Source organism: Gordonia sp. CPCC 206044, assembly GCF_048537895.1.
GTDB lineage: Bacteria > Actinomycetota > Actinomycetes > Mycobacteriales > Mycobacteriaceae > Gordonia.
On sequence record NZ_JBCLVL010000003.1, the window covers coordinates 31194 to 56927 of the forward strand.

Here is a 25734-nt window from a genome sequence, read left to right on the forward strand (position 1 = left end):
CGGTTATCTGTCAGTCGACAGGTAAAGCTCATCGTGGAGCCCTCGACGACCCTGAGCAGAGAGATCCAGCCATGACCTCCACCACCATCGATCCACCGGCCGAGCCGCCCGCCTCGCGCGGCGGCGACGCCGATGATCTGTCCGCGTTCGGTTACGACCAGCAACTGCACCGGTCGCTCGGCAAGTTCGCGTCGTTCGCCGCCGGATTCTCGTTCGTCTCCATCCTCACCACCATCTTCCAGTTGTTCGGCCTCGGATTCGGCTTCGGCGGGCCGGCGTTCTTCTGGACCTGGCCGTTGGTCTACGCGGGCCAGTTCCTGGTCGCGCTCTGCTTCGCGGAAATCGCTGCGCGCTATCCGATCTCGGGAGCGATCTACCAGTGGTCGCGGCGGATGGGTGGAGAGGTGATCGGGTGGTTCGGCGGCTGGTTCATGATGATCGCGCAGGTCGTCACCGCAGCCGCGGCAGCCATCGCACTACAGGTGGTACTGCCGTCGGTGTGGACCGGCTTCCAGATCATCGGTGACGACCCGACGCTCACCAGTACCAGCGGTGCCGCCAATGCGGTGCTGCTCGGCTCGATCCTGGTGGTGATCGTCACCGCCATCAACTGCGTCGGCGTCGCCTGGATGAGTCGGGTGAACAGCATCGGCGTCACCTGCGAACTGGTCGGTGTGGTGGCGGTGGTGTTGGCCCTGTTCACCCATGCCAAGCGCGGGCCCGACGTGGTCTTCGACACCGGCATCCCGGGTCAACAGCCCGGCTACATCTGGGCATTCATCGTCTCCGGGTTGATGGCCGCCTATGTGATGGTCGGCTTCGGCTCGGCGGGCGAGTTGGCCGAGGAGACCCGCAACCCGCGTCGCGTGGCGCCGCGCACCATTCGGATGGCGTTGACCGTCTCCGCTGTCGGTGGTGGACTCATGCTGCTCGGTGCCCTCATGGCCGCCCCCACCCTCGACGAGGAACTCGCCACCGGCGGTCTGCCCTACGTGCTCGACTCGGTACTCGGCAGCTTCTGGGGCAAGGTCCTGCTCTGCGACGTCGCGGTAGCGATCCTGATCTGCACCCTGGCCATCCAGACCGCGTGTTCGCGCCTCATGTTCTCGATGGCGCGGGACGGTCGACTGCCGTTCTCCCGCGCGCTGTCCCACGTCAACAAGCGCACCGGGACGCCGATCGCCCCCGCCATTCTCATCGGCGTGCTGTGTATCGCGATCCTCGTTGTCAACGTGGGCAACTCGGCGATCTTCGCGACCCTGGCCAGCGTGTGCATCATCCTGATCTACCTCGCGTACCTGGCGGTGACCGGACCGATGCTCTACCGCCGACTACGCGGCTGGCCGCGCGGCGAGGTGGCCGTCGATTCGGAGGGGCGAAAACTGTTCACGCTCGGACGATTCGGGGTCGTCGTGAACCTGTTGGCCGTCCTCTACGGGGCGCTCATGGTGGCCAACCTGTCCTGGCCGCGCGCCGAGGTCTTCGACCCGGCGGGTGAGATGCCGATCCTGCGCTGGGCCGGGCCCATCTGCATCGCGATCACCGTCGTCGTCGGCATCGCGTGTTTCCCCCGCGGCAGAGCGCACCCCAAACCCGTCGAACTCACCCGCTGACCCCTCCCATCCCCGCCCTCGCTCGCCGACCACCGCGCCCTTCGCGCCGCATGTCGCCCCGGCATGCCCGAGGGCGGCGAGACAACCACCACACCAAGGAGATCCATCGTCATGAGTAGCACCACGGTTGCCGCGACCGGGACCACTGCGGGCGCCCGCGACCACGCTCGCGCACAGGCAGGCACCATCACCGATGCGATGCCCGTCGTGCCCGCCACGGGCTGGCCCGACCCGCCTGCCGACCTCGACGCCTCTCTGCTGACCTGGGCCGAGACCGTGCCCGGAGGTCGGTACACCACCAAGGTGCTGGCCCGCGGCACCCGGCTGCGGCTGCGGGACATCGACGGTCGGGCGTGTGCCCACCTGTTGCTGTGGCGGGCCGAATGCCCCTGGGAGCGAATGAATGTCGCCGACACCGTCAAGGTGCCCTGGCAGGCATACCTGGGCACCGGGCATCCGCTGCTCAGTGACCAGGGGCGGGTCCTGGCCACCGTCGTCGCCGACGACAGCGCGCACCACGACGCGCTGTGCGGAACCACCACACTTGCCGACAACGCCACCAAATACGGTGCTGGAACAGCACATTCGGACAGCCCCGCCGGTCGTGAGCTGTTCACCCTCGCCGCTGCCAAACACGGACTGACCCCGACCGACGTGGCGCCCTCGCTCTCGTTCTTCCACGGCGTCGTGGTGGAGGCCGACGGCACGCTCACCTCGAAGGGTTCGGCCGGTCTGGACAAATCCGTCGACCTCATCCTGCACCTGCCGTGCGTGGTCGCGATCGCCAACACCGCACATCCGCTGGACCCAGCACCGAGCTTCACGACCGGCCCGCTCGAGGTCCTCGCCTGGCGTGCGGCAGACGAACTCGACGACCTGATCGCCGCGTCGGCCGATCGCGATCCGGAGTATCAGCGTGCGGTCGCCAACAGCGAAGACGTGTGGGCAGCAAGGCATTTCTGAACAATCGCGGATATCTGCACCATCGGCGATCTGTCGAGCACGGAGCCGACCCGACCCACGAGGGAAACCATGATCACCACCACCGATCTCACCACCACACCCGCCGACCACCTCGCCCTCGTCCCGGGCGAGATCATCGACGACGCCGTCGTCGGAGCGCGCGCGCCCTGGTCCGGCGTCGTCGACGCCGGCGACGTCCTCACCATCGTCGACCTGTACGGCAACCAGGCGGTCGACACGCTGTTCTACGGCGCACACGACCATCGCATCCGCTACTCGGCCCAGGCCACCATCGCCGCGCAGGGCAGCATCTTCCTCACCACCGGCAGCGTCATCCGCGACCAGGAGTCGAGCGCGTTGATGACGATCGTCGACGACGAGGTGGGCAACCACGACACCCTCGGCGGCGCCTGCTCTCAGGAGTCCAACACCCTGCGCTACGGCCACCACACCAAACACCAGCACGCGTGCGTGGAGAACTTCCTCATCGAGGGGGCACGCCACGGGCTCGGCAAACGTGATCTGGTCGGCAACGTCAACTTCTTCATGAACGTGCCGGTCGATCCGGACGGAGCGCTCGGGATCGTCGACGGGCTCTCCGCGCCCGGCAAGCGGCTGGCGTTGCGGGCCGAGGTCGACACCCTGGTGCTCGTCTCCAACTGCCCGCAGATCAACAACCCCTGCAACGGATTCGACCCGACCGCGATCCGGATCATCGTGACGCGCCCCGGCGCCTGAGCCCGCCAACCCGAGGAGAGACCAGACCATGGCCACCATCACCGTCCTACGCGCCGGGCCGCTCACCACGATCCAGGACTGGCCCGGCCGTGTCGGGCACTGGAAGGTCGGAGTGCCACCGTCGGGGCCGATGGACGACCTCTCCTTCCGCCTGGCCAACGAGGCCGTCGGCAACCCGTCCGACGCCGCCGGCCTGGAAGCCACCCTGATGGGACCCGCGTTGCGCTTCGACGCACCGACGACGATCGCGGTCACCGGCGCTCCGGTGACCGTGACCGTGTCGGGAAATACCGTGCCGCAATGGGTTCCGATCAGGATCGAAGCCGGCGACGTCCTCGACGTGGGCGCCGCGACCGAGCTCGGGTTGCGGGTCTACATCGCGGTCGCAGGCGGCATCGACGCCGAGGTCTATCTCGGGAGCCGGGCCACCTTCACGATGGGACGTTTCGGCGGACTCGACGGACGCATCCTGCGCGACGGCAACGAACTGTCGGTGGCCGGTGAGGCCACGGGGCCGACGCGGCGCATCCTGGGCGACGAGCAGCCCGCCCTGACACGCGCATGGCAACTCGGGGTGACGGTGGGTCCGCACGGCGCCCCGGAGTTCTTCACCGCCGACGACATCGACGACCTGTTCGCCGCCGACTACGAGGTGCACTTCAACTCCGACCGCACCGGTATCCGACTGACGGGTCCACAGCCGCGCTGGGCGCGCACCGACGGCGGCGAGGCGGGCCTACATCCGTCGAACATCCACGACAACGCCTACTCGGTCGGTGCTCTCGACTTCACCGGCGACACCCCGATCCTGCTCGGCCCGGACGGACCGAGCCTCGGCGGGTTCGTCTGCCCGGTCACCGTGGTGACGGCGCAGCGCTGGAAACTCGGGCAGCTGGCACCCGGCGACACCGTACGTTTCGTCGCGGTGCGCAGCGAGGACACCGCATCGCCGTCGGAACTCGGACTGGGTCGGCGGGCCTGCTTCGTCGAGGTGCTCTCCCGCGGGGGCGACACCGACGACGGGATACTGGGGACCACGACGACCGCCGACGGCACCACCGCGGTGACCTACCGCCGCAGCGGCGACGACAACATTCTCGTCGAATACGGTGACATGCGTTTGGATCTGGCCCTGCGCGCCCGAGTGCACGCGCTGGCGCAACGGATCGAGGCCGAGCAACCGGCCGGACTCGCCGACCTGACCCCCGGTATCCGGTCACTGCAGGTGAAGGCCGACCCTGACGTGTGGTCGCAGCGGCGGATGCTGGACTGGCTCACCGAATGTGAGGCACAACTGCCCGCGGCCGAGGACCTCGTCGTACCCAGTCGCACGGTGCACCTGCCGCTGTCCTGGGACGACCCGGCCACTCGCGAGGCGATCGAACGGTACATGCTGGGGGTGCGCTCGGACGCACCGTGGTGCCCGTGGAACATCGAGTTCATCCGCCGGATGAACGGTCTGAACTCGGTCGACGACGTGTACCGCGCGGTGTTCGATGCGAGCTATCTGGTCCTCGGTCTGGGCGACGTGTATCTCGGTGCGCCGGTGGCGGTCCCGCTCGATCCGCGGCATCGTCTGGTCACCACGAAATACAACCCGGCGCGCACCTGGACACCGGAGAACGCGGTCGGTATCGGCGGCGCCTACCTGTGCATCTACGGGATGGAAGGCCCCGGCGGGTATCAGTTCGTCGGCCGCACCACCCAGGTCTGGAACCATCGGCATCCGCTGCCGGCACCCGGTTTCGACCCGCAACATCCGTGGCTGTTGCGGTTCTTCGATCGGATACGGTGGTATCCGGTGAGCGCCGAGGAATTGCTCGACATGCGCGCCGATGTGGCGGTCGGCCGCGGTGACAGCGTCCGGATCACCGACGGCACCTTCTCGCTCGCCGAGCACGAACGGTTTCTGGCAGACAATGCCGACGACATTGCCGCCACCCGCTCGAGCATGGAGGAGGCGCGCGCCGAGGAACGGGAACGTTGGTCGCGCGGTGGCGAATTCGCCGCCCGGGTGACCGACACAGCAATGAGTCCGGCAGAACGAGAGAAGGTCGCATGAACCGGATCGACGAGATCTACCAGCGCATCGCGGAGGCCGACCGTCCCGAGGTCTTCATCACCCTGCGCCCGCAGGCCGATGTGGAGGCCGACCATCGGGAATCCGTGAGCGCCGGTGGCCCATTGGCGGGTGTCGTCCTGGCCGTCAAGGACAACGTCGATGTCGCCGGACTGCCCACCACCGCCGCGTGCCCCGGTTACGCCTACACGCCGACCACCGACGCGGCAGCGGTGCGGGCACTGCGTGACGCCGGTGCCGTGGTGATCGGCAAGACCAACCTCGACCAGTTCGCGACCGGCCTCGTCGGCACCCGCAGTCCCTATGGGGCGGTGCGTGATGCGCGTCGCCCCGACCACGTCTCGGGCGGTTCGAGTTCCGGTTCGGCGGTCGCCGTGGCGTTGGGGTTCGCCGACATCGCGATCGGCACCGACACCGCGGGCTCCGGCCGGGTCCCGGCCGGATTCCAGGGTGTCGTCGGCGTGAAGCCCACCGTCGGAGTGGTGTCCACCGAGGGGGTGCTGCCCGCCTGCGCCAGCTATGACGCGGTCACGATCTTCGCCGGCGACCTCGAGACGGCCAACGCGGCGATGACCGCGATGGCGCAGGCGCGGGGGCCTCGACCGTTCGGCTCGGACCTGCACCTCGCGGCGCCCGAGCATCCCACCCTCGCCATCCCGGCGGAACTCCCCGAACTCGACGACGCGTGGCGCGCCGCATTCGCCGCGGCGGTCGCCCGCGCCGAAGACGCCGGGTGGCGGGTCAAGCCCATCGACCTCTCCGCGTTCCTGGCCGCGGCCCGACTCCTCTACGAGGACGCACTCGTCGCCGAACGATACGACGCCGTTGGCGAGTTCATCGACCGCGCAGACGATGCCGCCGGCGTCGATCCGGTGGTGGCCGGGATCATCGGGGCGGCAGGGGAATACACCGCGGCCGAGCTGCTGCGTGCGCGGCGCAAGCTCGCCGATCTGCGCACCGAGGCGATGGCCGAGTTCGCCGAGGCCGATGCGCTGATGGTGCCCACCGCGCCCTGTCATCCGACGATCGCCGACGTCGCCGCCGATCCGATCGGGGTCAACGCCCGGCTCGGTACCTACACCAACTTCTGCAACCTCTTCGACCTGTGCGGACTGGCCGTGCCGGCCGGGACCGTACGCGAGAAGGACGGTGACCGAGCGCAATTCGGGATCACTCTGCTGGCACCTGGGCATCGCGACGCCGTGCTCGTCGATCTCGCCCGACGGCTCGCGGGTGCGGGCGACTCGTTGATGACCTGGCCCGAATCAATTGTGGGGCCCGAATCGGTTGCCGGGCGCGATGTCGTGGACGTGGCCGTGTTCGGCGCGCACATGCGTGGCGGTGTGCTGGCGCACGAACTCGCCGACCGGGGCGCGCGCTGGGCGGGGCCGCTCGAGACCGCGGCGAGCTACCGGCTGGTCGCGTTGGACACCACACCACCCAAACCCGGCCTGGTGCGCGACCCCGACGGCCGATCCATCGAGGGCGAGCGGTGGATCGTCTCGATCGCCGCGCTCGGCTCCTTCCTCGCCGATCTGCCAGCACCGATGATGCTGGGCGACGTGGAACTCTCCGACGGCCGGTGGGTGGTCGGATTCGGTTGTGCGGCCGATGCCGCCGCTCGCGGCGAGCCATTGGAGCGTCGACGGTGGTGAGCCGGAGGAGCTGACGCGGAGGAGCTGACTCGGAGGCAACGGGCCGCCGAATCGATGTCAGGGCAGGGCGGTGAACGACGTCGCAGCCTCGACGTCGACCACCGCGCAGCGCGGACCGGGGGATCCGCCGGTTGTCTTCGATAGAGTGGATGTCACATCCCGCGTCATCGGAGGAGGAGGCAGCGACATGGCGGTAGATCCGGCCAAGCGCAAAGCGGTCACCGAGGTGGTCCGTGAACATCCCGGCATGACTCTCGCCGCGGTGTCGCCGGGATTGATCGTGTTCGCCGTGCTGTGGTTGGTGATGGGCTTCTGGCCGGCACTGATCATCGGTCTGGTGGCGGGAGGGGCCGGCTACTACTTCATCACCAGGCAGAAGTAGTCCCGCGCCCGATGACCACCCGTGTCGACAGCTGGATCTGGGCGATCCGGCTGACCAAGACCCGGTCCGCTGCCGGTGCGGCCTGTCGTGGCGGCCATGTCCGAGTCAACGGCGTGACCGCCAAGCCGGCCCAACCCGTCGTCGTCGGTGACGAGGTGCGTGTGCGCCTGCACGGCCACGAACGCGTCGTCGAGGTGACCAAGCTGATCAGCAAACGGGTGTCCGCTCCGGCGGCCGCCGAATGCTACATCGACCACAGTCCGCCTCCACCGCCGCGCGAGGTGCTCGCAAGTATCCCGCGCCGCGATCCGGGCGCCGGGCGGCCGACCAAACGTGACCGCCGTGAGCTGGACCGGTTGCGCATGCGCGGTGGGTTCCTCGTCGCGATGGTGGCGCTGATGGCGATCGCCCTGGCCGGCTGCTCCGACGACTCCGATGATCCGGCCACCCCGAACACCCCGGCCGCACCCGCCAAGGCGGGCGACGGCCCGTTCTTCGGCGCGTGCGGCGGTGTCACCACCGAGGAGGTCACCCGCATCACCTCGTTCTCCGGTCTGAGCAACACGGTCAACAACGCGTCGGTCTGCGAGTGGGGCAGCAGCTCCGACCGCACCGGGCCGGTCGCCTCCTTCAACTGGTACCGCGGCTCACCCATCGGGCGAGAACGCGCGACCGAGCAACTGTCGCGGCAATCGACCAAAGACATCGAGATCGACGGCCACAAGGGATTCATCGCCTCCGACTCCGGCATCTGTGAGATCGGCATCGCGTTCGGCGCGGACTTCTTCGAATGGTCGGTGAGTGCCGGAGTCCAGACGTCCCTCGACGACCCCCCGCCGGCCACCGAACGCATCTGTGACGCCACCCGTGAGCTCGCGGGCATGTCGATCGAGCGGTCCTCATGAGGCGCGTGCTGGCGGTGGTGGCCGCCCTCCTGCTGGTGGTGGGCGCCGTGTCGGCATGTTCGCGCACGGTGGACGGTCAGGCCGTGTCCGTCGGGGCCGCCGACAACGAACAGGAAGGTCACGTCGACACCGACCAGTTCGACAAGCTGCTCCTCGAATGCGAGGTGCTGTCGTCGGCGCAGATCGCCGAGGTCGTGGGCGGAACCGTGGCCCGCGGCACCTTCAACGGGGCCATCTGCCGATGGCTGGTCGAGGGGTCCACCCTGACCAACGTCACCTTCAACTGGTTCGAGTGGGGTAACCCGAACGTGGAGAAGGACACCGCCAAGCGGCTCGGGTACGAGACCGAGAACGTCAAGATCGCAAGCCAGGCGGCGTTCACCCAACGCGATCCCAAGCGACCCGCGGTCTGCGGCGTCACCGCGCGGGCCCCCAGCCGCGGTGTCTACACCTGGTGGGTGGAACCCGCGAGCAACGCCGTGCCCGGCGACCCGTGCGCGGCACCGACCAAGCTGATGGAGCTGCTGCTCAGCGGCGGTCAGTGATCATTCGGTCAGCGATCATTCGGTCAGTGATGATTCGGTCAGCGATCATCCCGGCCGCCCGCGGTCACGCCGACGTGACCTGGCCGAGCGCCTCCGGCGGCAGCACCGACACCGACACCGTGGCCGCGACGACGAGCTCGTCGTCGGGTCCCGGGATCAGCATCCACATCAGCAGCCGATCGTCCTCACGCACCCGACGCAGCGTGATCGGCACCCCCGGCACGATCGGACGCAGGTATTCGATCACCGCCCGGTGCGGGACGTCGACGAGATCGGCGTGGTCGACGAGCTCGTCCTCCACCGCTTCGAGGTAGGCGGCATTGTTGAGGTGCTTGAACGGGTCGAAGTCGGTGCTGCGCAGCACATGCACCCGGTCCGGCAGCTCGACGTCGGCGGGGTCGGGTGCCTTGTCCGGGTTCATCGACTTCCACCGCAGGCGGTGTTCGTCGGTCATCTCCGAGAGCATCTCCAGCATGCTGTCGGTGATCCGCGACGGCATGCCCTGGTCGTTGACGTTGATCCAGAACGCCTCGGTCTCGATCAGACCGGGGTCGCGGGCGTCGGTGTTGAACCTGTTGACCTCGTGGTCGGCGGTCAGCCGCACCCGCATGTTCGTCCAGCGGGTGGACAGCGCGCCACACCAGCGCTGTGCGGTGACACCGGCCGGCCACGAGATGGGTCGGATCACGTCGATGACGGTTCGGCGGACGATCCAGAACGGGTCGGTGTCACCGTATTCGGTGGCCTCGATGTTGTCGTTGGCCACGTCCTGCAGATAGCGTGCGACGGCGTCGAGACGAACCCGCATCTGTTGATCGACATCACCGGTGCGTACCCGGTAGCCGATCTCGAAGAATCGGGCGCCGTCCTTGCGGTCGGGCAGTGGCCCGATCGGCGTCCCAGTGGTTCTTGGTGTCCCAGTGGTTTTTGGTGTCTCAGTGGTGCTTGGTGAGGGGTTCACTCAGGTCCCTGCTTTCGGTCACCGGTATCTTTGCAGTTAAGATACAGATGACGGCAAAACTAGAACACGTTCCACGTGTTGGATTACGAGGAAACCGCAGATGGCGCATGTGATCACCAGACCATGTTGCAACGATGCCAGTTGTGTCAGCGTCTGTCCGGTGAACTGTATTCACCCGACTCCCGACGAGCCGGAGTTCTTCACCGCGGAGATGCTGTTCATCGATCCGGAGACGTGTATCGACTGCGGCGCGTGCATCGACGAATGTCCCGTCGAGGCGATCCTGCCCGACGATCAGCTCGAGGCGCGTGACGAGCCCTATCTGCAGATCAACGCCGACTACTACAAAGACCACGACGTCGAGGGTGGCCTGGTGCCGCCCAAGAAGGCGCCACAGCTGGGTGACGGTGAGCTGCACGTCGCCATCGTGGGCGCCGGCCCGGCCGCCTTCTACGCCGCCGAGGACCTGGTGCGCAAGCCGCAGGTGAAGGTCGACATGTTCGATCGGCTGCCCACCCCGTACGGGCTGGTGCGTGCCGGTGTCGCCCCCGACCATGCCGCGACCAAGGGTGTGGAGAAGACGTTCGCGGCCACCGCGGCCAAGCGGAACTTCCAGTACTTCCTCAATGTCGAGGTGGGCAAGCACATTTCGCACGACGAACTCGCCGAGCGGTATCACGCGGTGATCTACGCCGTCGGCGCGGCCACCGACAAGCGGCTGGGTATCGAGGGGGAGGATCTCGCGGGTTCGATTCCGGCCACCGAGTTCGTCGCCTGGTACAACGGGCACCCCGACTACGCGGGCTTCGACGTCGACCTCTCGGGTGAGCGGGCGGTCGTCGTCGGCAACGGCAACGTCGCACTCGACGTCGCGCGCATCCTGGTCACCGATCCGGACGATCTGGCCAAGACCGACATCGCCGATCACGCGCTCGCCAAGCTGCGCGAATCGAATGTCACCGAGGTGGTGTTGCTGGCACGTCGCGGCGTCGCGCAGGCCGCGTACACCAACAGCGAGTTCCTGGCGCTCGGCGACGTCGAGGGCGTGGACGTGGTCGTCGATCCCGACGAGCTCGTCCTCGATCCGCAGACCCAGGCAGCGCTCGACGACGACACACTCGACTCGACGGTCGCCACCAAGATCCGGCTGGCCCGCGAGTTCTCCGAGCGCAGCACCACCGAGGGCAACCGGCGCATCGTGTTCCGGTATCTGGTGTCGCCGCTGGAGCTGACCGGCGACGGTCAGGTCGAGCGACTGGTCTGTGTCCGCAACGTGTACGCCGAAGGCGGTGCGCGGGTGGCGGTCACACCGACCGAGGAACGCTTCGAGATCGAGACCGGACTGGTCCTGCGTGCCATCGGCTACCGCGGTGTGCCGGTACTCGATCTGCCGTTCGACGAGTCCAAGGGCGTCGTGCCGAACACGGAGGGACGTGTCCAGGCAACCGCCGACGGTGATGTGGTGTCGGGGCTCTACGTCACCGGCTGGATCAAGCGGGGAGCGACCGGGGGGATCGGAATGAATCGCATGTGTGGCCAGCAGACAGCCGAGGCGGTGCTGAAGGACTTTGTCGCCGAGGCACTCTCGGCGCCGACCACGTCGCGTGACGACGTCGCGGACATCGTCTCCACGAGGGGCGCGCGGCGTATCGACCTCGACGGTTGGAAGGCCATCGACGCAGCCGAGAAGGGTGCAGGTAAAGAGGCCGGGCGCCGCCGGGTGAAGATCACCTCGCTCACCGAGTTCGAAGCGGCCGCCGGCATGGAATCGGTGCAGTAGATGCGCGTCGCATTGCTGTCGTACCGCAGCAAACCGCATTGTGGTGGTCAGGGCGTCTACGTGCGCCATCTGAGCCGCGAACTCGCACTCCTCGGCCACGACGTCGAGATCTTCTCGGGCCAGCCGTATCCGGACCTCGACCAGGTTGCGATCGATGCCGGCGTGAAGCTCACCAAGGTGCCCAGCCTCGGGCTGTACGACGAGCCGGAGCCGTTCCGGACGCCGCGCCCGGGGGAGTACCGCGATTGGATCGACCTGCTCGAGGTGGGCGCGATGTGGACCGCGAGCTTCGGCGAGCCACTGACCTTCAGCCTGCGGGTGGCGCGGCTTCTCAAGAAGCGGCGTGCCGATTTCGACATCGTGCACGACAACCAGTGCCTCGGCTACGGTCTGCTGGACATCCAGAAGGCCGGGTTCCCCCTCATCGCGACGATCCACCATCCGATCACCCGTGACCGCACCCTCGCGGTCAAGGCGGCCAAGGGATGGCGCAAGATCACCGCGTGGCGGTGGCATTCGTTCCTGCGCATGCAGGGTCGTGTCTCGCGGCGAATCCCGGAGCTTCTCACGGTGTCCCGGAGCAGCGAAGTCGACATCCGCAAGGCCTTCGACATCCCGTCCGGTCGGATCACCACCATCCCTCTCGGCGTCGACACCGAGGTCTTCCGTCCGTCCGCCGAGCGGGTCGCCGGACGAGTGGTGTGTGTCGCGAGTGCCGACGCTCCGCTCAAGGGCGTCTCCTATCTGCTCGAAGCGGTCGCCAAGCTCAGTGCCGAGCGCGACGTCGAGCTGGTGCTCGTCTCCAAACTCGACCCGAACGGTCCGTCGGCGCGGATGATCGAAGACCTCGCCATCGCTGACCGGGTGCGAGTGGTCTCCGGGCTGGCCGACGAGGAGATGGCCGATCTGTTGGCCTCGGCCGAGGTGGCTTGTGTCCCTTCGCTGTACGAAGGTTTCTCGCTGCCCGCGGTAGAGGCGATGAGTTGTGGCACGCCGCTGGTGGCCACCCGCGCGGGGGCCATCCCGGAGGTCGTCGGCACCGACGAGGAGGCGGCACTGCTGGTGCCGCCACGCGATTCCGAACGGCTGGCCCAGTCGATCGGCACGCTGCTCGACGACGCCGAGCTGCGTGGTCGCCTCGGGGAGGGCGGACGTCGCCGCGTGGAGGACCGCTACAGCTGGGCGGCCGTGGCGGCCAAGACGGCCGCGCACTACGAAACGGTGTTGCAGCGGGTGGGCAGTGAGCCCACCGTCGCCGCCGGATGATCGATCAACAGTAGATCCGACGAAGGGGAAACGCGTGCTGACAGTGGATTTCGACCGCCTGGGGGTGGGTCCGCAGACCAAGGCGATCGACATCGGGGCGGGGCAGGGCAGGCACTCGTTCGAGATGTTCCGTCGGGGTGCCGACGTCATCGCCTTCGACCAGTCCGAACAGGACATGGCCGATGTGGCCGAGATGTTCGACGCGATGATGGCGCAGGGGGATGTCCCCTCCGAGGCCAAGGCACGCGCCGAGGTCGGTGACGCCCTTCGTCTTCCCTACGCCGACAACAGCTTCGACGTGGTGTTGATGTCGGAGATCCTCGAGCACATCCCCGGCGACGAGGCCGCCATCGCGGAGATGGCCAGGATTCTCAAGCCGGGCGGGCTGGCGGCGGTCACCGTCCCTCGGTACTGGCCGGAGAAAGTCTGCTGGGCGCTCTCTGACGAGTACCACGAGGTCGAGGGCGGTCACGTCCGTATCTACAAGGCGTCCGAGCTGGCCGGCAAACTGGGCCGCGCCGGCCTGGAGGTGACCGGCACCGACCACGCGCACGCGCTGCACGCACCGTACTGGTGGCTGAAATGTGCTGTGGGAACCGAGAACAACGACAACCTGCTGGTCAAGGGTTACCACCAGCTCCTGGTCTGGGACATGATGAGCAAGCCGTGGCTCACCCGGGTCGGCGAGCAGGTCCTCAATCCGTTCATCGGCAAGTCGGTGGCGCTCTATCTGCGTAAGCCTGCCGATTCCTCGGCTCCCGCCGAGTCCTTGTGACGCGACTTCCGGCGATCGTCGGGGTGCTCACCGCTGCGCAGATCGATGCGACCGGCGCGGCGATCGCTGCCATGCAAGAGGATTCGGGAGCCCTGCCGTGGTTTCCCGGTGGGCAGACCGATCCGTGGGATCACGTCGAGTCCGCCATGGCACTGACGGTGACCGGGCGGACCGCCGAGGCGGAGGCCGCCTACGACTGGTCGCGCCGGCATCAACGTGACGACGGTTCGTGGCCGATCCGCACCGTCGTCGGGCATGTCGAAGACGCCAACGTGGACAGCAACTTCTGCGCGTACATCGCCGTCGGGGTCTGGCACCACTACCTGATCACCGGCGACGACCGCTTCCTGGAGCGGATGTGGCCCACGGTGTGGTCGGCGATGAATCTGGTGATGCGATTCCGACGGCCGGACGGCGCATTTCGTTGGGGCGCAGATCATCGCACCGGTGCGATGTTCGATCAGGCTCAGATCACCGGTAATGCCAGCATCTTTCAGGCCCTGGACTGTGCGGTGCGGATCGCCGAGGTGGTCGGGCAACCCGACCACGACTGGGACCGCGCGCACACGGCGCTCGGTGACGCGATCCGGGACCGGCCGGAGATCTTCGAGCCGCCGTCGGATCACTCGATGGACTGGTACTACCCGATCCTGGGTGGCGCGGTGCGCGGTCGAGCCGGTCAGGAGCACATCGCCCGACGCTGGGACGAGTTCGTCGTCGCAGGCAAAGGGATCCGATGCGTCGACCACCGGCCGTGGGTGACCGGCGCCGAGACCTGCGAACTCGCCCTGGCCCTCGACGCTCTCGGTGACACCGACGACGCGGTCACGCTCATCGCATCGATCCAGCATCTGCGCGACCCGGACGGGTCGTATTGGACCGGGCTCGTCTACGCCGACGGAAAACGTTGGCCTGTGGAGAAGAGCTGTTGGACCTCGGCCGCGGTTGTTCTCGCGGCCGATGCCGTCAGCCGCACCAGTGCGGGCAACGGAATCTTCCGGGATGTGCGTCAGACCCTGGTCGCCGGGGCCTGAATCACCTAGACTGGTGTCCAGTCATCCGTCCAGAGTCGGACGGTCCGGGTGGCCGTGCCCCCGGCCGGAATCAGCAGTGGAGGATTCATGGAATTCGGAATCGTGCAGTTCACCAGCGACCGTGGGCTCAAGCCACACGTGTTGGCCCCGCTGATCGAGGAGGCCGGTTTCGCGTCGTACTTCGTTCCCGAGCACGGACACATCCCGACTCGCCGCGACGCCGCACACCCCGGGACAGGTGACTCGTCGTTGCCCGACGATCGCTACATGCGAACGCTCGATCCGTGGACGTCGCTGGCCGCCGCCGCGGCCGTGACGGAGCGGATTCGTTTGGCCACCGCGGTGGCACTGCCGGTGCAGTCCGATCCGATCACCCTCGCGAAGACCCTCGCGACCCTCGACCACATCTCCGGTGGCCGACTCACCCTGGGCGTCGGATTCGGTTGGAACCTCGACGAACTCAGCGATCACAACGTCCCGCCGAAGCGGCGGCGCACCATGCTGCGCGAGTACCTCGAGGCGATGCGCGCGCTGTGGACCGACGAAGAGGCCGAATACCACGGCGAGTTCGTCGATTTCGGTCCGAGCTGGGCGTGGCCGAAGCCGCCCCAGTCGCACATCCCGACCCTCGTCGGCGCAGCGGGCAACGAGAAGAACTTCAAGTGGATCAGCCGCAGTGCGGACGGCTGGATCACCACGCCGGGTGAGGAGGACATCGAGGGATCGGTGAGCCTGCTGAAGACCATCTGGTCGGACGCGGGACGCGAGGGCGACCCGCAGATCGTCGTCCTCGACTTCCGGCCGGTGCCCGAAAAGCTCGCGAAGTGGCGTGAGATCGGGGTGACCCAGGTGCTCTACGGTCTGCCCGACGACGACGTCGACAAGGCGCGTGGCTACCTCGCCAAGCTGGCGGGCAAGCTCGATCTCGCCCCGGCTCCCGCCTGAGTCGCCACTGCTCGGTGCCCGGCGAGCCTCACGAAGGGCCCCTTCGTGAGGCTCGTTCGCGGTTCGTCGGCGACGGTGGTGGGTTCACGTCATGTCCTCGGCGTCCGCTGAGGTCGATAGAGGGAGCCGTGCTGTTCGGTGCGAGTGAGGCGCCGGTCGGCCACGACGAACCGGGGGTCGTTAAGGTTCGGTTCGCAGCGCAGGCATCAGGTAGCGACGGATCTGGGTGAGCACGGCATCGTGGTCGTCGGGATTCACCGTGTCACCGGGCACGGTACCCAGGCTGATCAACAGGCGCGCAACCCATTCCGCGACCTCGGCGAGGTCGTGTCCGGGGTGGATCTCACCGCGTGCGGCGGCGGCGTCGACGTAGGGGCGCCAGAACGTCGCGAGATCGGGCACGAGGCCGGCCACTCCCGCTCCGGCACATGCGGCGAACTCCTCGGGCTCGGTGGTACGCAACCGGATCAACAGCGCGCCGGGGTCGTCGTAAGCGCCACGCCCGATTCGGACGCCGACCGCGAGTTGCCGGTCGAAATCCTCGATCTGGTCGAGTTGCGCCTGGGCGTCGGACCAGAAGGTCTCGTTCAGCCGGACGATCGCCGCTCCGATGAGGCTCGGTTTGTCGGGGAAGTGCCGATACAACCACGCCCGAGACAGACCGGCGGTCTCGGCGACCTCCTGCATCGTCGTCGCGCGAATGCCCTTGTCGGCGAGCAGCTTCTCGGTGGCATCGAGCAATCGCGAGGCAGCCGTGGGGGCCACCTGCGGTGTCGTCGATGCCTCGGTCACGCTGCCAACCTAACAAATCGGCGGAACACGTCGCCGAATGCGATGGCCCGCCAGCGTGGTGGAGCACCTCGTCGGGGCGGATCGAGGGTTTACCCCGGGGTCGAAATGCGGTAGACAGAATGAACAATCTGTCTACTCGCTCGCCACGGGAGTGCACCGGCGGGCCACACGGGTGAGGATCCCATGAGCGCTTACCTACCGCGGACCGCGATCATCGGCGCAGGCATCAGCGGGCTCACCGCGGGCAAGATGCTGACCGATTACGGAGTCCCGTACACCTGTTTCGAGTCGTCCGACCGCATCGGCGGCAACTGGGCGTTCGGGAATCCCAACGGTCACAGCAGCGCCTACCGGTCGCTGCACATCGACACGTCCAAACACCAGCTGTCGTTCCGGGACTTTCCGATGCCGCCGGAGTACCCGGATTTCCCTCACCACACCCAGATCAAGTCGTATCTCGACTCCTATGCCGAGGCGTTCGACCTGCTCGACAACATCGAGTTCACCAACGCCGTGACCCATGCACGCCGCCTCGACGGTGGCGGTTGGGAACTGGAGACGCAGCATGGTGAGGTGCGTCGATTCGATCTGTTGGTCGTGGCCAACGGACATCACTGGGATCCGCGCTTCCCGGACTTCCCCGGCCGGTTCGACGGCGTCGAGATGCACGCGCATCACTACATCGACCCGAAGACGCCGCATGACTTCTCCGGCAAGCGAATCCTGGTGGTGGGTCTGGGCAACAGCGCAGCCGACATCGCGGTCGAACTCTCGTCCAAGGCCCTCGACAACAAGCTGACCCTGTCCACCCGATCGGGCGCGTGGATCGTGCCCAAGTACTTCGCGGGGAAACCGGCCGACAAGTACTACCGGACGTCGCCGCACATCCCCTTTGCGTGGCAACGCAAGTTCGTGCAGATCATGCAGCCGATGACCGCTGGCCGTCCGGAGGACTTCGGCCTCCCGACCCCGAATCACAAGTTCTTCGAGGCGCATCCGACACAATCCGTGGAACTGCCGTTGCGCCTGGGATCGGGCGACGTCATCCCCAAGCCCAACATCAGTCGCCTCGACGGATCGACGGTCCACTTCGAGGACGGCACCTGCGACGACTTCGACATCATCATCTACGCAACGGGTTACAACATCACCTTCCCGTTCTTCGACCCCGAGTTCATCAGCGCCCCGGACAACCGGATCGACCTCTACAAACGGATGTTCCACCCGGGTGTCGACGATCTGGTGTTCCACGGGTTCGCCCAGGCCACCCCGACGTTGTTCCCGTTCGTCGAATGTCAGGCACGACTCATCGGTGCCTACGCGGTGGGCCGCTACCGGCTGCCGTCGGAATCCGAGATGCATCAGGTGATCGTCGACGACCAGCAGTTCTACACCGGACACATGCTGGACCGTCCGCGCCACACCCAGCAGCTCGATCATTACCTCTACGAACACAACATGCGCACCAAGGAGATCCCCGACGGTGCGGTGCGTGCCCAGCGTTTCGGGCCGCCGACCTGGTCGAGGGTCGGCGAGACCGAGCCCGCGGTGGCGTCGGCAGCTCCGCAATCGGCCCAGGAGGCATGATGACCTACCAGACGATCACCTTCGAATCGCACGGAACCTCCTGTGCGGCATGGTTCTTCCCCGGTCCCGACATCTCCGGCTTCGACGGACCGTCCGGACGTCCGGTGGTGGTGATGGCGCACGGATTCGCCGGTACCAAGGACTCCGGCCTCGAACCGTTCGCGCAACGATTCGCCGACGCCGGGCTGGCCGTGCTCGCCTTCGACTACCGCGGGTTCGGGCTCTCCGACGGTGAACCGCGACAACGTATCTCGCTGTCGGGTCAGCTCGACGACTACCGCGCCGCGATCACCGCGGCGGGCCGTCAGCCCGGGGTGGACCCGAACCGGGTCGTCGTCTGGGGAGTGTCCATGTCGGCCGGGTTCGCGATGATCGTCGCCGCCGAACGCGACGACGTCTGCGCTGTGATCGCCGCGGTGCCGCTGGTGAACGGTCCTGCGGCAGGCAGACTCGCCTACGCCGAGGTCGGCGCGGCAGGCATCGTGTCGTCGACACTGAGCGGCATCGGCAGCGCGGTCGGGGCGCGCATGGGGCGCGGGCCGACGATGATGCCCGTGGTCGGACGCCCGGGGGAGCGGGCCGCTCTCACCTCGCCGGGCTACCTGGAGAGCTACACCGCGGTGGCGGGTCCGTCGTGGCGTAACGAGGTCGATGCGTCGGTGGGGCTGGAGATCGGCCGCATGCGTGCCGACAAACACGCCGCCGACATCACCGTGCCCGCACTCGTCCAGATCGCCGACTTCGATCGGGCCGCGCCACCGCATCCCGCGGCCAAGGCCGCTTTCGCCGCGCGCGCCGAGGTCCGCCACTACCCGTGCGATCATTTCGACATCTTCGCCGGCAGCGACTGGTTCGAACCGGCGGTCGCCCACCAGCTCTCGTTCCTCACCCGGCATCTCACCGGGGACCGGGAGCGGGCCGTCGCGGCGGATCCTCGATGACCGGGAGCGCGGTCGTCGTCGGCGGCGCGTCCGGCATCGGGTTGGCGAGTGCCCGTGCGCTCTCGGCCGAGGGCTACGCCGTCACCATTGCCGACGTGAACGGTGAGGCTGCCCGCGTCGCTGTCGACGAGATCGGCGGCGCCACACAGGCGATCGTCATGGACGTCACCGACGAGGAGTCGGTCGCCAATGGCTTCGCAGACCTCGACGACCTGCAGGTGGTGGTCAGTTGCGCGGGGCTCACCATGCCCGGCGCACTCACCGAACTCGCTCTCGAACACTGGCAGACCACCATCGACGTGTGTCTGACCGGCTCGTTCCTGGTGCTCAAGCACGCCGGCCAACGCATCGTCGACGGCGGGTCGATCGTGGTGATCTCGTCGCTCAACGCTCGTCAGCCGGGTACCGCGATGGGTGCCTACTGCGCGTCGAAGGCGGGCGTGACCATGCTCGTCGAGGTGGCCGCACTCGAATTGGCCCCGCGCGGGGTCCGGGTCAACGCCGTGCAGCCCGGTGTCGTCGACACCCCGCTGACGGCGGGACTCGGTCTCGTGCCGGGTCTGCTGGACGAGTACGTGGAGAACACCCCGCTCGGACGTGGTGGACAGCCCGACGAGATCGCCGACATGGTGGCGTTCCTCGCGTCGTCGAAGGCCGCGTGGGTCACCGGAGCGGCCTTCGATGTCAACGGCGGCGCACACCTGCAGCGCTACCCGGATGTTCTCGCCAAGGTCCGCGCCATGCTCACCTGAGTTCTTCCACCTGGTTTGTGTTCTTCCCCCGGACGCATCCGGGGGAAGAACACAAACCAGGCGGAAGAAGAGTGGCTGGTCGCGCCTGTGGATGGAATCGGTGCGCTGTGTTCGATCAAGGGCAAGATCACCGAGTGTGGGCGACATCGAGATCGGTGCTGATCATCTGCTCTTCCGGGCCGACGTCATCGGTGCGGGCCGCTCGGACGCGGACCTGCGCCGTGACGTCCGGACCGGCGTCGTCGAACGTGTCTGGCAGGGCGCGTACCTGCCCGCTGCCGACGGTCTGGCCGACCATGCCGAAACGGTGGAGCGCCATCGGGCCACCGTGATCGCGGCCGCGCGCAGCGGTGGGCCGGGCCGTGTGGCCAGTCATGTGTCCGGTGCAGCCATGCACCGCATCCCGATGTTCGAACCCGACCTGTCGAAGGTGCACTTCACCTCCGCGACGACGGGCAAGACCGTCGCCAGGGGCGTGATCCATCAGGCACGGCTCTCGGAGTCGGATGTCGTGATCATCGACGACATCCCGGTCACCTCCTTGGCGCGAACCGTCTGCGACGTGGCGCGGACCGGCACCCTCCACCAAGCGGTCTGCGTCCTCGATTCGGGGCTGCACCTTGGCGTCACCGTGGACGAACTCGACGAGCAAGTGCTACGACTGCGACGCCACCACGGGTCGGTGCTGCTGCGCACGGCGGTGCCGCTGGCGAACGGATTGTCGGAGAGCGTCGGGGAGAGCGTGAGCAGACTCGTCCTCGCCGAACACCCGCTCATCCCGATGCCCGAATGCCAGGTCGAGATATGTGTCGAGATGAACGGCCGCAGAAAGGTGCGTGCGGACTTCGGTTGGCGTGATGCCGACGGAGTTCTCCGGGTCGTCGGCGAGTTCGACGGCCGATTCAAGTATCACCGGTCCAGTCCGTTCGGTGACCGGTTGCCCGAGGACGTGATCTATCAGGAGAAGTTGAGAGAGGATGCGATCCGTGCCACGGGTCCGCTGGTGGTCCGGTGGACGTGGTCGGAGACCATGCGTCCGAAGGTCCTGCACCCCAAGGTGATCGCGGTGCTGACGACAGCCGGCATCATCGCGTGAGTTCTTCCCCCTGGTTTGTGTTCGTCCCCTGCAAACAGTCGGGGGAGGAACGCAAACCAGGGGGAAGAACGAACAACGACTACGGCTTCGGCAACGCCGCGCCCACCTCGCCGGAGTCACGGCGCAGGACGCGCAGCGAACCTTCGGCGCGTACCTCGGTGAATTGGCCGGTGGCCAGGGCCTGACGGTAGATCTCGTAGGGAGGTCGGCCGCCGTCCTCGGGGTTGGGGAACACGTCGTGGATGAGCAGCGCGCCACCGATGCGGACCCACGGTGCCCAACTGTCGAGGTCGTTCTGCGCGGCCTCCATGCTGTGGCCACCGTCGATGAAGACGAAATCGGCCGGTTTGCCCCACACCTTGGCCGCCGTCGTCGACGTGGCCAGCAGCCCGATCACCGTGTCCTCGAGGCCTGCGTCGTACATGGTGCGGCGGAACCGCGCCGACGTGTCGAGAGTTCCGGTGTGCGGATCGACGAGGGAGGTGTCGTGGTACTCCCAGCCCGGCTGGTGCTCTTCGGACCCCCGATGGTGATCGATCGTCACGATGGTCGCACCGTGGGGTTCGGCCGCCGCGCCCAGAAAGACCGTCGACTTGCCGCAGTACGTCCCGATCTCGACGCCGACCCGCGTCGAATCAGGTTGCGCCAGATAGTCTCCGGCGATGTCGAACAGGGTGAGCGCCTCATCGACCGGCATGAATCCGGGTGCTTCGTCGGCCACGCGGAGACGATCCGGGGATGGCGCGTTCGGCGTCCGTGCCGAGGATGCAGTCATGTCGCCGATCCTATCCCCGATGCGATCTGCGTCACGCGTAGGGTGAGCGCTATGAAAGCTCAAGTGCTCACCGCCGAGACCGGTCCCGCCGGACTGGAACTGACCGACGTTCCGGACCCGCAAGCCGCCGCCGGGCAGGTTCTGGTCGACATCAAGTCGTGTGGCATCTGTTTCCCCGACCTGCTGATGAGCCAGGGCAAGTATCAGCTCAAGGTGCCCACGCCGTTCACCCCGGGCACCGAGGTGGCCGGCGTGGTGCGTGAGGCTCCCGAGGGCTCGCCGTTCCAGGCGGGCGACAAGGTGCTGGTGGCGTCGGTCGTCGGCGGGTTCGCCGAACAGATCGCGGTGGCGCCGGAGCAGCTCCTTCCTCTCCCGGAGGGATTGGGCTTCGACGAGGGTGCCGCGATGGGCATCAACTATCAGACCGCGCTGTTCGCGCTGAAGGTCCGCGCGCAGACGGCGCCGGGCGAGGTCGTGGGTGTCCTCGGCGCGGCAGGCGGTGTCGGAACGGCGTCGATCATGGTGGCAAAGGCCATGGGCGCGAAGGTGATCGCCATCGTGCATCGCAAGGGTGCCGAAGAGTTGCTGCGCGGCGCCGGTGCCGACGAGGTCGTCCAACTCGAGGACGGTTGGGGTGCCAAGTTGCGCGAGGTCGCCCCCGAGGGTGTCGACGTCATGATCGACCCCTCCGGCGGTGACGTGTTCGACGAAGCCCTGCGTCAGGTCGCGCCGGACGGCCGCTATGTGGTCGTCGGGTTCGCTGCGGGCGGTATCCCGTCGGTCAAGCTCAACCGGGTGCTGTTCCGCAACATCGCGGTCGTCGGCGCTGCCTGGGGAGAGTATGTACGCACCCATCCGGGCGTCCCCGAACTGCTCCACGACGAGCTCGCCGAGATGATCGCGGACGGTCTGCGCCCGCAGGTCAACGTGACCTATTCGCTCGAGGAGCTGCCCAAGGCGTTGACCGATCTCGCCGAAGGGCGAATCCTGGGTAAAGCAGTCGTCAAGATCGCCGACTGAGGTCGCGGCCTCGGGGCGGCGCGATCCCCGGGTCGTGTCCGTCCGACGGTCGGGACCCGAGCGTGTACGCACCCACGAGGAGGCCGACATGTGCCGCAACATCACCGAATTGCGTGGGCTCGAACCCGCCGCCACCGACGAGGAGATCGAGGCCGCCGCTCGTCAGTACATCCGCAAGGTGAGCGGGATCCGACACCCGTCTGCGGCCAACGTCGAGGCCTTCGAGTCGGCGGTGCAGCAGGTCACCGAGGCCACCCACACCCTGCTCGACGCCCTGCCGGATCGTCGGCAACCACCCAAGACGGTGCCGCCGCTGCGGCGCCCGGAGGTGCGGGCGCGGATGGCGCGTAGCTCGGCCTGAACCTGCGGGAACACGGGTGACCGGGCGCTCACGCAGGTGAACCCCCGTGTGCGCGGATGACCAGGCGGTCGCCGTGCGCGATCGGATCCCGGGCTGCTGCGATGGCGTCGGACGACACCTGCGCGGCATTGCCTCGGACGCGGCTGTCGGCGTCGTATTTCCCGCCACGCTGGGCCGAAGTCTTGGGAAATCGATGTGCACCGTCGCTACTGTGCAGAGGTGACCGCACCCCGCGCAGTCCGTTGCGCCGTCCTGGTTGTCGTCGCGGCGTTGGTCGGTGCCATGAGCATCGTGGGGGCGCCCGCGGCGTCCGCAGCGCCCGCCGACAGTTGTTCCCCGCCCGGCATCGCCTCGGCGTCGGCCGCGCCGGTGAACCTCGCTGCGGCCGACCGCGGCGGGGAGGACCGCTACACCACACCCACGACGACGCCGGTCGACCAGATCGACACGGAGTCTCTGGAGCTGATCACCCCGGGAACCATCTCGGTCGGCACCTTGTCCGACGCCGGACCGAGCATCTGTGTCAACGGTCAGGGCGTGTTCACCGGTTTCGACAACGAGCTGCTCAAGGCGATCGCGACCAAACTCGGTCTCGACATCACGTTCGCAGGCACCGAGTTCGCCGGGCTGCTGTCGCAGGTGGCGAACAACCGTTTCGACGTCGGCTCGTCGTCGATCACCACCACCGACGAACGACGTCGGACCGTCGACTTCACCAACGGCTACGACTTCGGCTACTTCTCCCTCGTCGCGCCCAAGAGCGGGTCGATCCGCAGTTTCGACGACCTGAACTCGTCCACCCGCATCGGCGTCGTCCAGGGCACCGTCCAGGACGACTACGTCGTCAACACCCTGCACCTCGACCCGGTGAAGTTCCCCGACTACGCAACTGCCTACGCCAACCTGAAGACCGGCCAGATCGATGTGTGGGTGGCGCCGTCGCAGCAGGCCGAAGGCGCCGTCAAGGACGGCGACGGTACCGCGATCGTGGAGAACACCTTCAGCGTCAACAACTTCGTCGCGTGGGCGGTCGGCAAGGGCAAACCGCGCCTGGTGGCGGCGCTCAACTCGGGTCTCGACGCCGTCATCGCCGACGGCACGTACTCGAAGCTCTACACAGACTGGGTGCCGCGGGAGTTGCCGGAGGGCTGGAAGCCCGGCAGCAAGGCCGCGCCGGCACCGGAGATGCCCGACTTCGCCGCGGTCGCCCGGGAGAACGCCGAGAAGAACGAGTCCGACGAGACCGACACCGCGCCGAAGAGCACCCTCGAACAGCTCGGCTCCACCTTCTTCGACTGGGGTCTCTACAAGGAGTCGTTCCCCGACCTCATCAAGACCGGCCTGGTCAACACGTTGATCCTGTCGTTGGTGTCCGGCGTGCTGGGCACCATTCTCGGCATGTTGCTCGCCGTGGCCGGGATCTCCCGATCCCGGTGGCTGCGGTGGCCTGCGCGCATCTACACCGACATCTTCCGCGGCCTGCCCGCGGTGGTGGTGATCCTGCTCGTCGGGCTCGGCGTCGGGCCGGTGGTCAAGGGTCTCACCGGCAACAACCCGTACTGGCTCGGCGCGGTCGCGTTGGCTCTGCTGGCCGCCGCCTACATCGGCGAGATCTTCCGTTCCGGCATTCAGAGTGTCGACGACGGACAACTCGAGGCATCTCGCGCGATCGGCTTCAGTTATCGGCAATCGATGCGACTGGTGGTGATCCCCCAGGGCGTGCGCCGGGTTCTGCCCGCGTTGATGAATCAGTTCATCGCATTGATCAAGGACAGCTCGCTCGTCTACTTCCTGGGGCTGCTGGCCAGTCAGCGTGAGTTGTTCGCGGTGGGGCGCGACCTCAACGCGCAGACTGGGAACCTGTCCCCACTGGTCGCCGCGGGCATCGTCTACCTGGTGCTCACCATCCCGCTGACCCATCTGGTCAACTACATCGATGCGCGCCTTCGGACCGGTCGCCCCGCCGAGGCCGAGGCCGACCCGCTGCCCCCGACCGCCGTCGAGAAGGGATGAGTCGTGTCCGACACCATCACCGCCCGGGACGCGGTGTCCCTGACCGGCACCGGCCTACATCTGTCGTTCGGCAGGAATCATGTGTTGCGCGGCGTCGACATCCAGGTGGACGCAGGCACCACGACGACGGTCATCGGCCCGTCCGGGTCCGGTAAGTCCACGCTGCTGCGGGTGCTCAACCGGCTCCACGAGCCCGACGAGGGCGACATCCTGCTCGACGGGAGGTCGGTGCTGCAGGACAACCCCGACGAGCTGCGCCGACGCATCGGGATGGTCTTCCAGCACTTCAATCTGTTCCCGCACAAGACCGTCGTGCAGAACATCGCGCTGGGGCCCCGCAAGCTGCGGGGTTTGAGCCGTGACGATGCGCAGGCCGTCGCGATGCGGCAACTGGAGATCGTCGGGCTGACGAACAAGGCCGATGTCCGTCCGAGCAACCTGTCCGGCGGACAACAACAACGCGTGGCGATCGCGCGAGCCCTGGCGATGGAACCGCAGGTCATGTTCTTCGACGAGGCGACATCGGCGCTCGACCCCGAACTCGTCAAGGGCGTGTTGGCGCTGATGGCGGAGCTCTCCGCGGAGGGGATGACGATGGTGGTCGTCACCCACGAGATGGGCTATGCCCGAAACGTTTCCGACAACGTGCTGTTCATGGACCACGGTGCGGTGGTGGAGACGGGCAAACCGGAACAGCTCTTCGAGGACGCATCGTCGGAACGCTTGCGCGCATTCCTCTCCCAGGTCCTCTGAGG

Annotated in this window: 24 protein-coding genes; 21 read left to right on the plus strand and 3 right to left on the minus strand. The window is 67.3% G+C overall.

Translation table 11 applies throughout. The features are described 5' to 3' along the window. The first annotated feature begins 71 nt into the window (after window positions 1–71). The 8 genes from AAFP35_RS05110 to AAFP35_RS05145 all read left to right on the plus strand — a co-directional run bounded on the left by AAFP35_RS05110 (window position 72) and on the right by AAFP35_RS05145 (window position 8881). Complete coding sequence (locus tag AAFP35_RS05110; protein ID WP_419220484.1) at window positions 72–1613, plus strand: amino acid permease; 1542 nt, start codon at window positions 72–74, stop codon at window positions 1611–1613. A 111-nt stretch (window positions 1614–1724) separates the two neighbouring features. Further along, the gene (locus AAFP35_RS05115) at window positions 1725–2576 is read left to right on the plus strand and encodes an urea amidolyase associated protein UAAP1 (protein ID WP_419220485.1); all 852 of its coding nucleotides are present in this window, start codon (window positions 1725–1727) and stop codon (window positions 2574–2576) included. A gap of 69 nt (window positions 2577–2645) precedes the next feature. Continuing rightward, the gene (locus AAFP35_RS05120; RefSeq protein WP_419220486.1) at window positions 2646–3314 is read left to right on the plus strand and encodes an urea amidolyase associated protein UAAP2; all 669 of its coding nucleotides are present in this window, start codon (window positions 2646–2648) and stop codon (window positions 3312–3314) included. A gap of 28 nt (window positions 3315–3342) precedes the next feature. Then, on the plus strand, window positions 3343–5376 hold the full coding sequence (locus tag AAFP35_RS05125; protein WP_419220487.1) for a 5-oxoprolinase/urea amidolyase family protein: 2034 nt from the start codon (window positions 3343–3345) through the stop codon (window positions 5374–5376). Beyond that, a complete protein-coding gene (gene atzF, locus AAFP35_RS05130) occupies window positions 5373–7049 on the plus strand; it encodes an allophanate hydrolase (protein WP_419220488.1) in 1677 nt (558 codons plus the stop codon). The genes AAFP35_RS05125 and atzF overlap by 4 nt, the downstream gene beginning before the upstream one ends. Window positions 7050–7236: 187 nt before the next feature. Then, window positions 7237–7431, plus strand: a complete 195-nt coding sequence (locus AAFP35_RS05135; protein WP_419220489.1) for a hypothetical protein — start codon at window positions 7237–7239, stop codon at window positions 7429–7431. An 11-nt stretch (window positions 7432–7442) separates the two neighbouring features. Then, the gene (locus tag AAFP35_RS05140) at window positions 7443–8336 is read left to right on the plus strand and encodes a DUF3558 family protein (RefSeq protein ID WP_419220490.1); all 894 of its coding nucleotides are present in this window, start codon (window positions 7443–7445) and stop codon (window positions 8334–8336) included. Beyond that, window positions 8333–8881 (plus strand): DUF3558 domain-containing protein, encoded by a 549-nt coding sequence (locus tag AAFP35_RS05145; RefSeq protein ID WP_419220491.1) that lies wholly within the window; start codon window positions 8333–8335, stop codon window positions 8879–8881. The genes AAFP35_RS05140 and AAFP35_RS05145 overlap by 4 nt, the downstream gene beginning before the upstream one ends. A gap of 64 nt (window positions 8882–8945) precedes the next feature. Here AAFP35_RS05145 and AAFP35_RS05150 read toward each other — a convergent pair whose 3' ends face one another. Beyond that, window positions 8946–9773: an acyl-[acyl-carrier-protein] thioesterase gene (locus AAFP35_RS05150; protein WP_419220772.1), complete on the minus strand. Its 828-nt coding sequence runs from the start codon at window positions 9771–9773 to the stop codon at window positions 8946–8948. 169 nt (window positions 9774–9942) lie between these two features. Here AAFP35_RS05150 and AAFP35_RS05155 point away from each other — a divergent pair, with 169 nt between their 5' ends. From AAFP35_RS05155 to AAFP35_RS05175, 5 genes are all read left to right on the plus strand, one after another. Continuing rightward, window positions 9943–11622: an FAD-dependent oxidoreductase gene (locus AAFP35_RS05155; protein ID WP_419220492.1), complete on the plus strand. Its 1680-nt coding sequence runs from the start codon at window positions 9943–9945 to the stop codon at window positions 11620–11622. Continuing rightward, entirely contained in the window at window positions 11623–12888 is a 1266-nt protein-coding gene (locus AAFP35_RS05160; protein WP_419220493.1) for a glycosyltransferase family 4 protein, read from the plus strand. A gap of 34 nt (window positions 12889–12922) precedes the next feature. Beyond that, window positions 12923–13663 (plus strand): class I SAM-dependent methyltransferase, encoded by a 741-nt coding sequence (locus tag AAFP35_RS05165; protein ID WP_419220494.1) that lies wholly within the window; start codon window positions 12923–12925, stop codon window positions 13661–13663. Beyond that, window positions 13660–14697 (plus strand): prenyltransferase, encoded by a 1038-nt coding sequence (locus AAFP35_RS05170; RefSeq protein WP_419220495.1) that lies wholly within the window; start codon window positions 13660–13662, stop codon window positions 14695–14697. The genes AAFP35_RS05165 and AAFP35_RS05170 overlap by 4 nt, the downstream gene beginning before the upstream one ends. 87 nt (window positions 14698–14784) lie before the next feature. Continuing rightward, window positions 14785–15642, plus strand: a complete 858-nt coding sequence (locus AAFP35_RS05175) for an LLM class F420-dependent oxidoreductase (RefSeq protein WP_419220496.1) — start codon at window positions 14785–14787, stop codon at window positions 15640–15642. A gap of 180 nt (window positions 15643–15822) precedes the next feature. Here the strand turns inward: AAFP35_RS05175 and AAFP35_RS05180 are convergent, their stop codons facing one another. After that, window positions 15823–16434 carry a TetR/AcrR family transcriptional regulator gene (locus AAFP35_RS05180; protein WP_419220497.1) on the minus strand — a complete coding sequence of 204 codons (612 nt, stop codon included), beginning with the start codon at window positions 16432–16434 and terminating at the stop codon, window positions 15823–15825. Between the two features lie 183 nt (window positions 16435–16617). Between AAFP35_RS05180 and AAFP35_RS05185 the strand changes: the two genes are divergently transcribed. The 4 genes from AAFP35_RS05185 to AAFP35_RS05200 all read left to right on the plus strand — a co-directional run bounded on the left by AAFP35_RS05185 (window position 16618) and on the right by AAFP35_RS05200 (window position 20810). Then, the gene (locus AAFP35_RS05185; RefSeq protein WP_419220498.1) at window positions 16618–18021 is read left to right on the plus strand and encodes a flavin-containing monooxygenase; all 1404 of its coding nucleotides are present in this window, start codon (window positions 16618–16620) and stop codon (window positions 18019–18021) included. Then, window positions 18021–18962, plus strand: coding sequence for an alpha/beta hydrolase (locus tag AAFP35_RS05190; RefSeq protein ID WP_419220499.1), 942 nt, complete (start codon window positions 18021–18023; stop codon window positions 18960–18962). The genes AAFP35_RS05185 and AAFP35_RS05190 overlap by 1 nt, the downstream gene beginning before the upstream one ends. Beyond that, complete coding sequence (locus AAFP35_RS05195; RefSeq protein WP_419220500.1) at window positions 18959–19714, plus strand: SDR family NAD(P)-dependent oxidoreductase; 756 nt, start codon at window positions 18959–18961, stop codon at window positions 19712–19714. Before AAFP35_RS05190 ends, AAFP35_RS05195 begins: the two co-directional genes overlap by 4 nt. A gap of 136 nt (window positions 19715–19850) precedes the next feature. Then, a complete protein-coding gene (locus tag AAFP35_RS05200) occupies window positions 19851–20810 on the plus strand; it encodes a hypothetical protein (RefSeq protein ID WP_419220501.1) in 960 nt (319 codons plus the stop codon). 79 nt (window positions 20811–20889) lie between these two features. Here the strand turns inward: AAFP35_RS05200 and AAFP35_RS05205 are convergent, their stop codons facing one another. Next, window positions 20890–21585, minus strand: a complete 696-nt coding sequence (locus AAFP35_RS05205; protein ID WP_419220502.1) for a class I SAM-dependent methyltransferase — start codon at window positions 21583–21585, stop codon at window positions 20890–20892. 51 nt (window positions 21586–21636) lie between these two features. On the opposite strand from AAFP35_RS05205, the gene AAFP35_RS05210 reads away from it, so the two are divergent. From AAFP35_RS05210 to AAFP35_RS05225, 4 genes are all read left to right on the plus strand, one after another. Further along, window positions 21637–22605 (plus strand): NADPH:quinone oxidoreductase family protein, encoded by a 969-nt coding sequence (locus tag AAFP35_RS05210; RefSeq protein ID WP_419220503.1) that lies wholly within the window; start codon window positions 21637–21639, stop codon window positions 22603–22605. Window positions 22606–22693: 88 nt separating this feature from the next. After that, a complete protein-coding gene (locus AAFP35_RS05215; RefSeq protein WP_419220504.1) occupies window positions 22694–22966 on the plus strand; it encodes a DUF2277 domain-containing protein in 273 nt (90 codons plus the stop codon). A gap of 282 nt (window positions 22967–23248) precedes the next feature. Further along, complete coding sequence (locus AAFP35_RS05220) at window positions 23249–24979, plus strand: ABC transporter substrate-binding protein/permease (RefSeq protein ID WP_419220773.1); 1731 nt, start codon at window positions 23249–23251, stop codon at window positions 24977–24979. A 3-nt stretch (window positions 24980–24982) separates the two neighbouring features. Further along, window positions 24983–25732: an amino acid ABC transporter ATP-binding protein gene (locus tag AAFP35_RS05225; RefSeq protein WP_419220505.1), complete on the plus strand. Its 750-nt coding sequence runs from the start codon at window positions 24983–24985 to the stop codon at window positions 25730–25732. Window positions 25733–25734 lie beyond the last annotated feature (2 nt).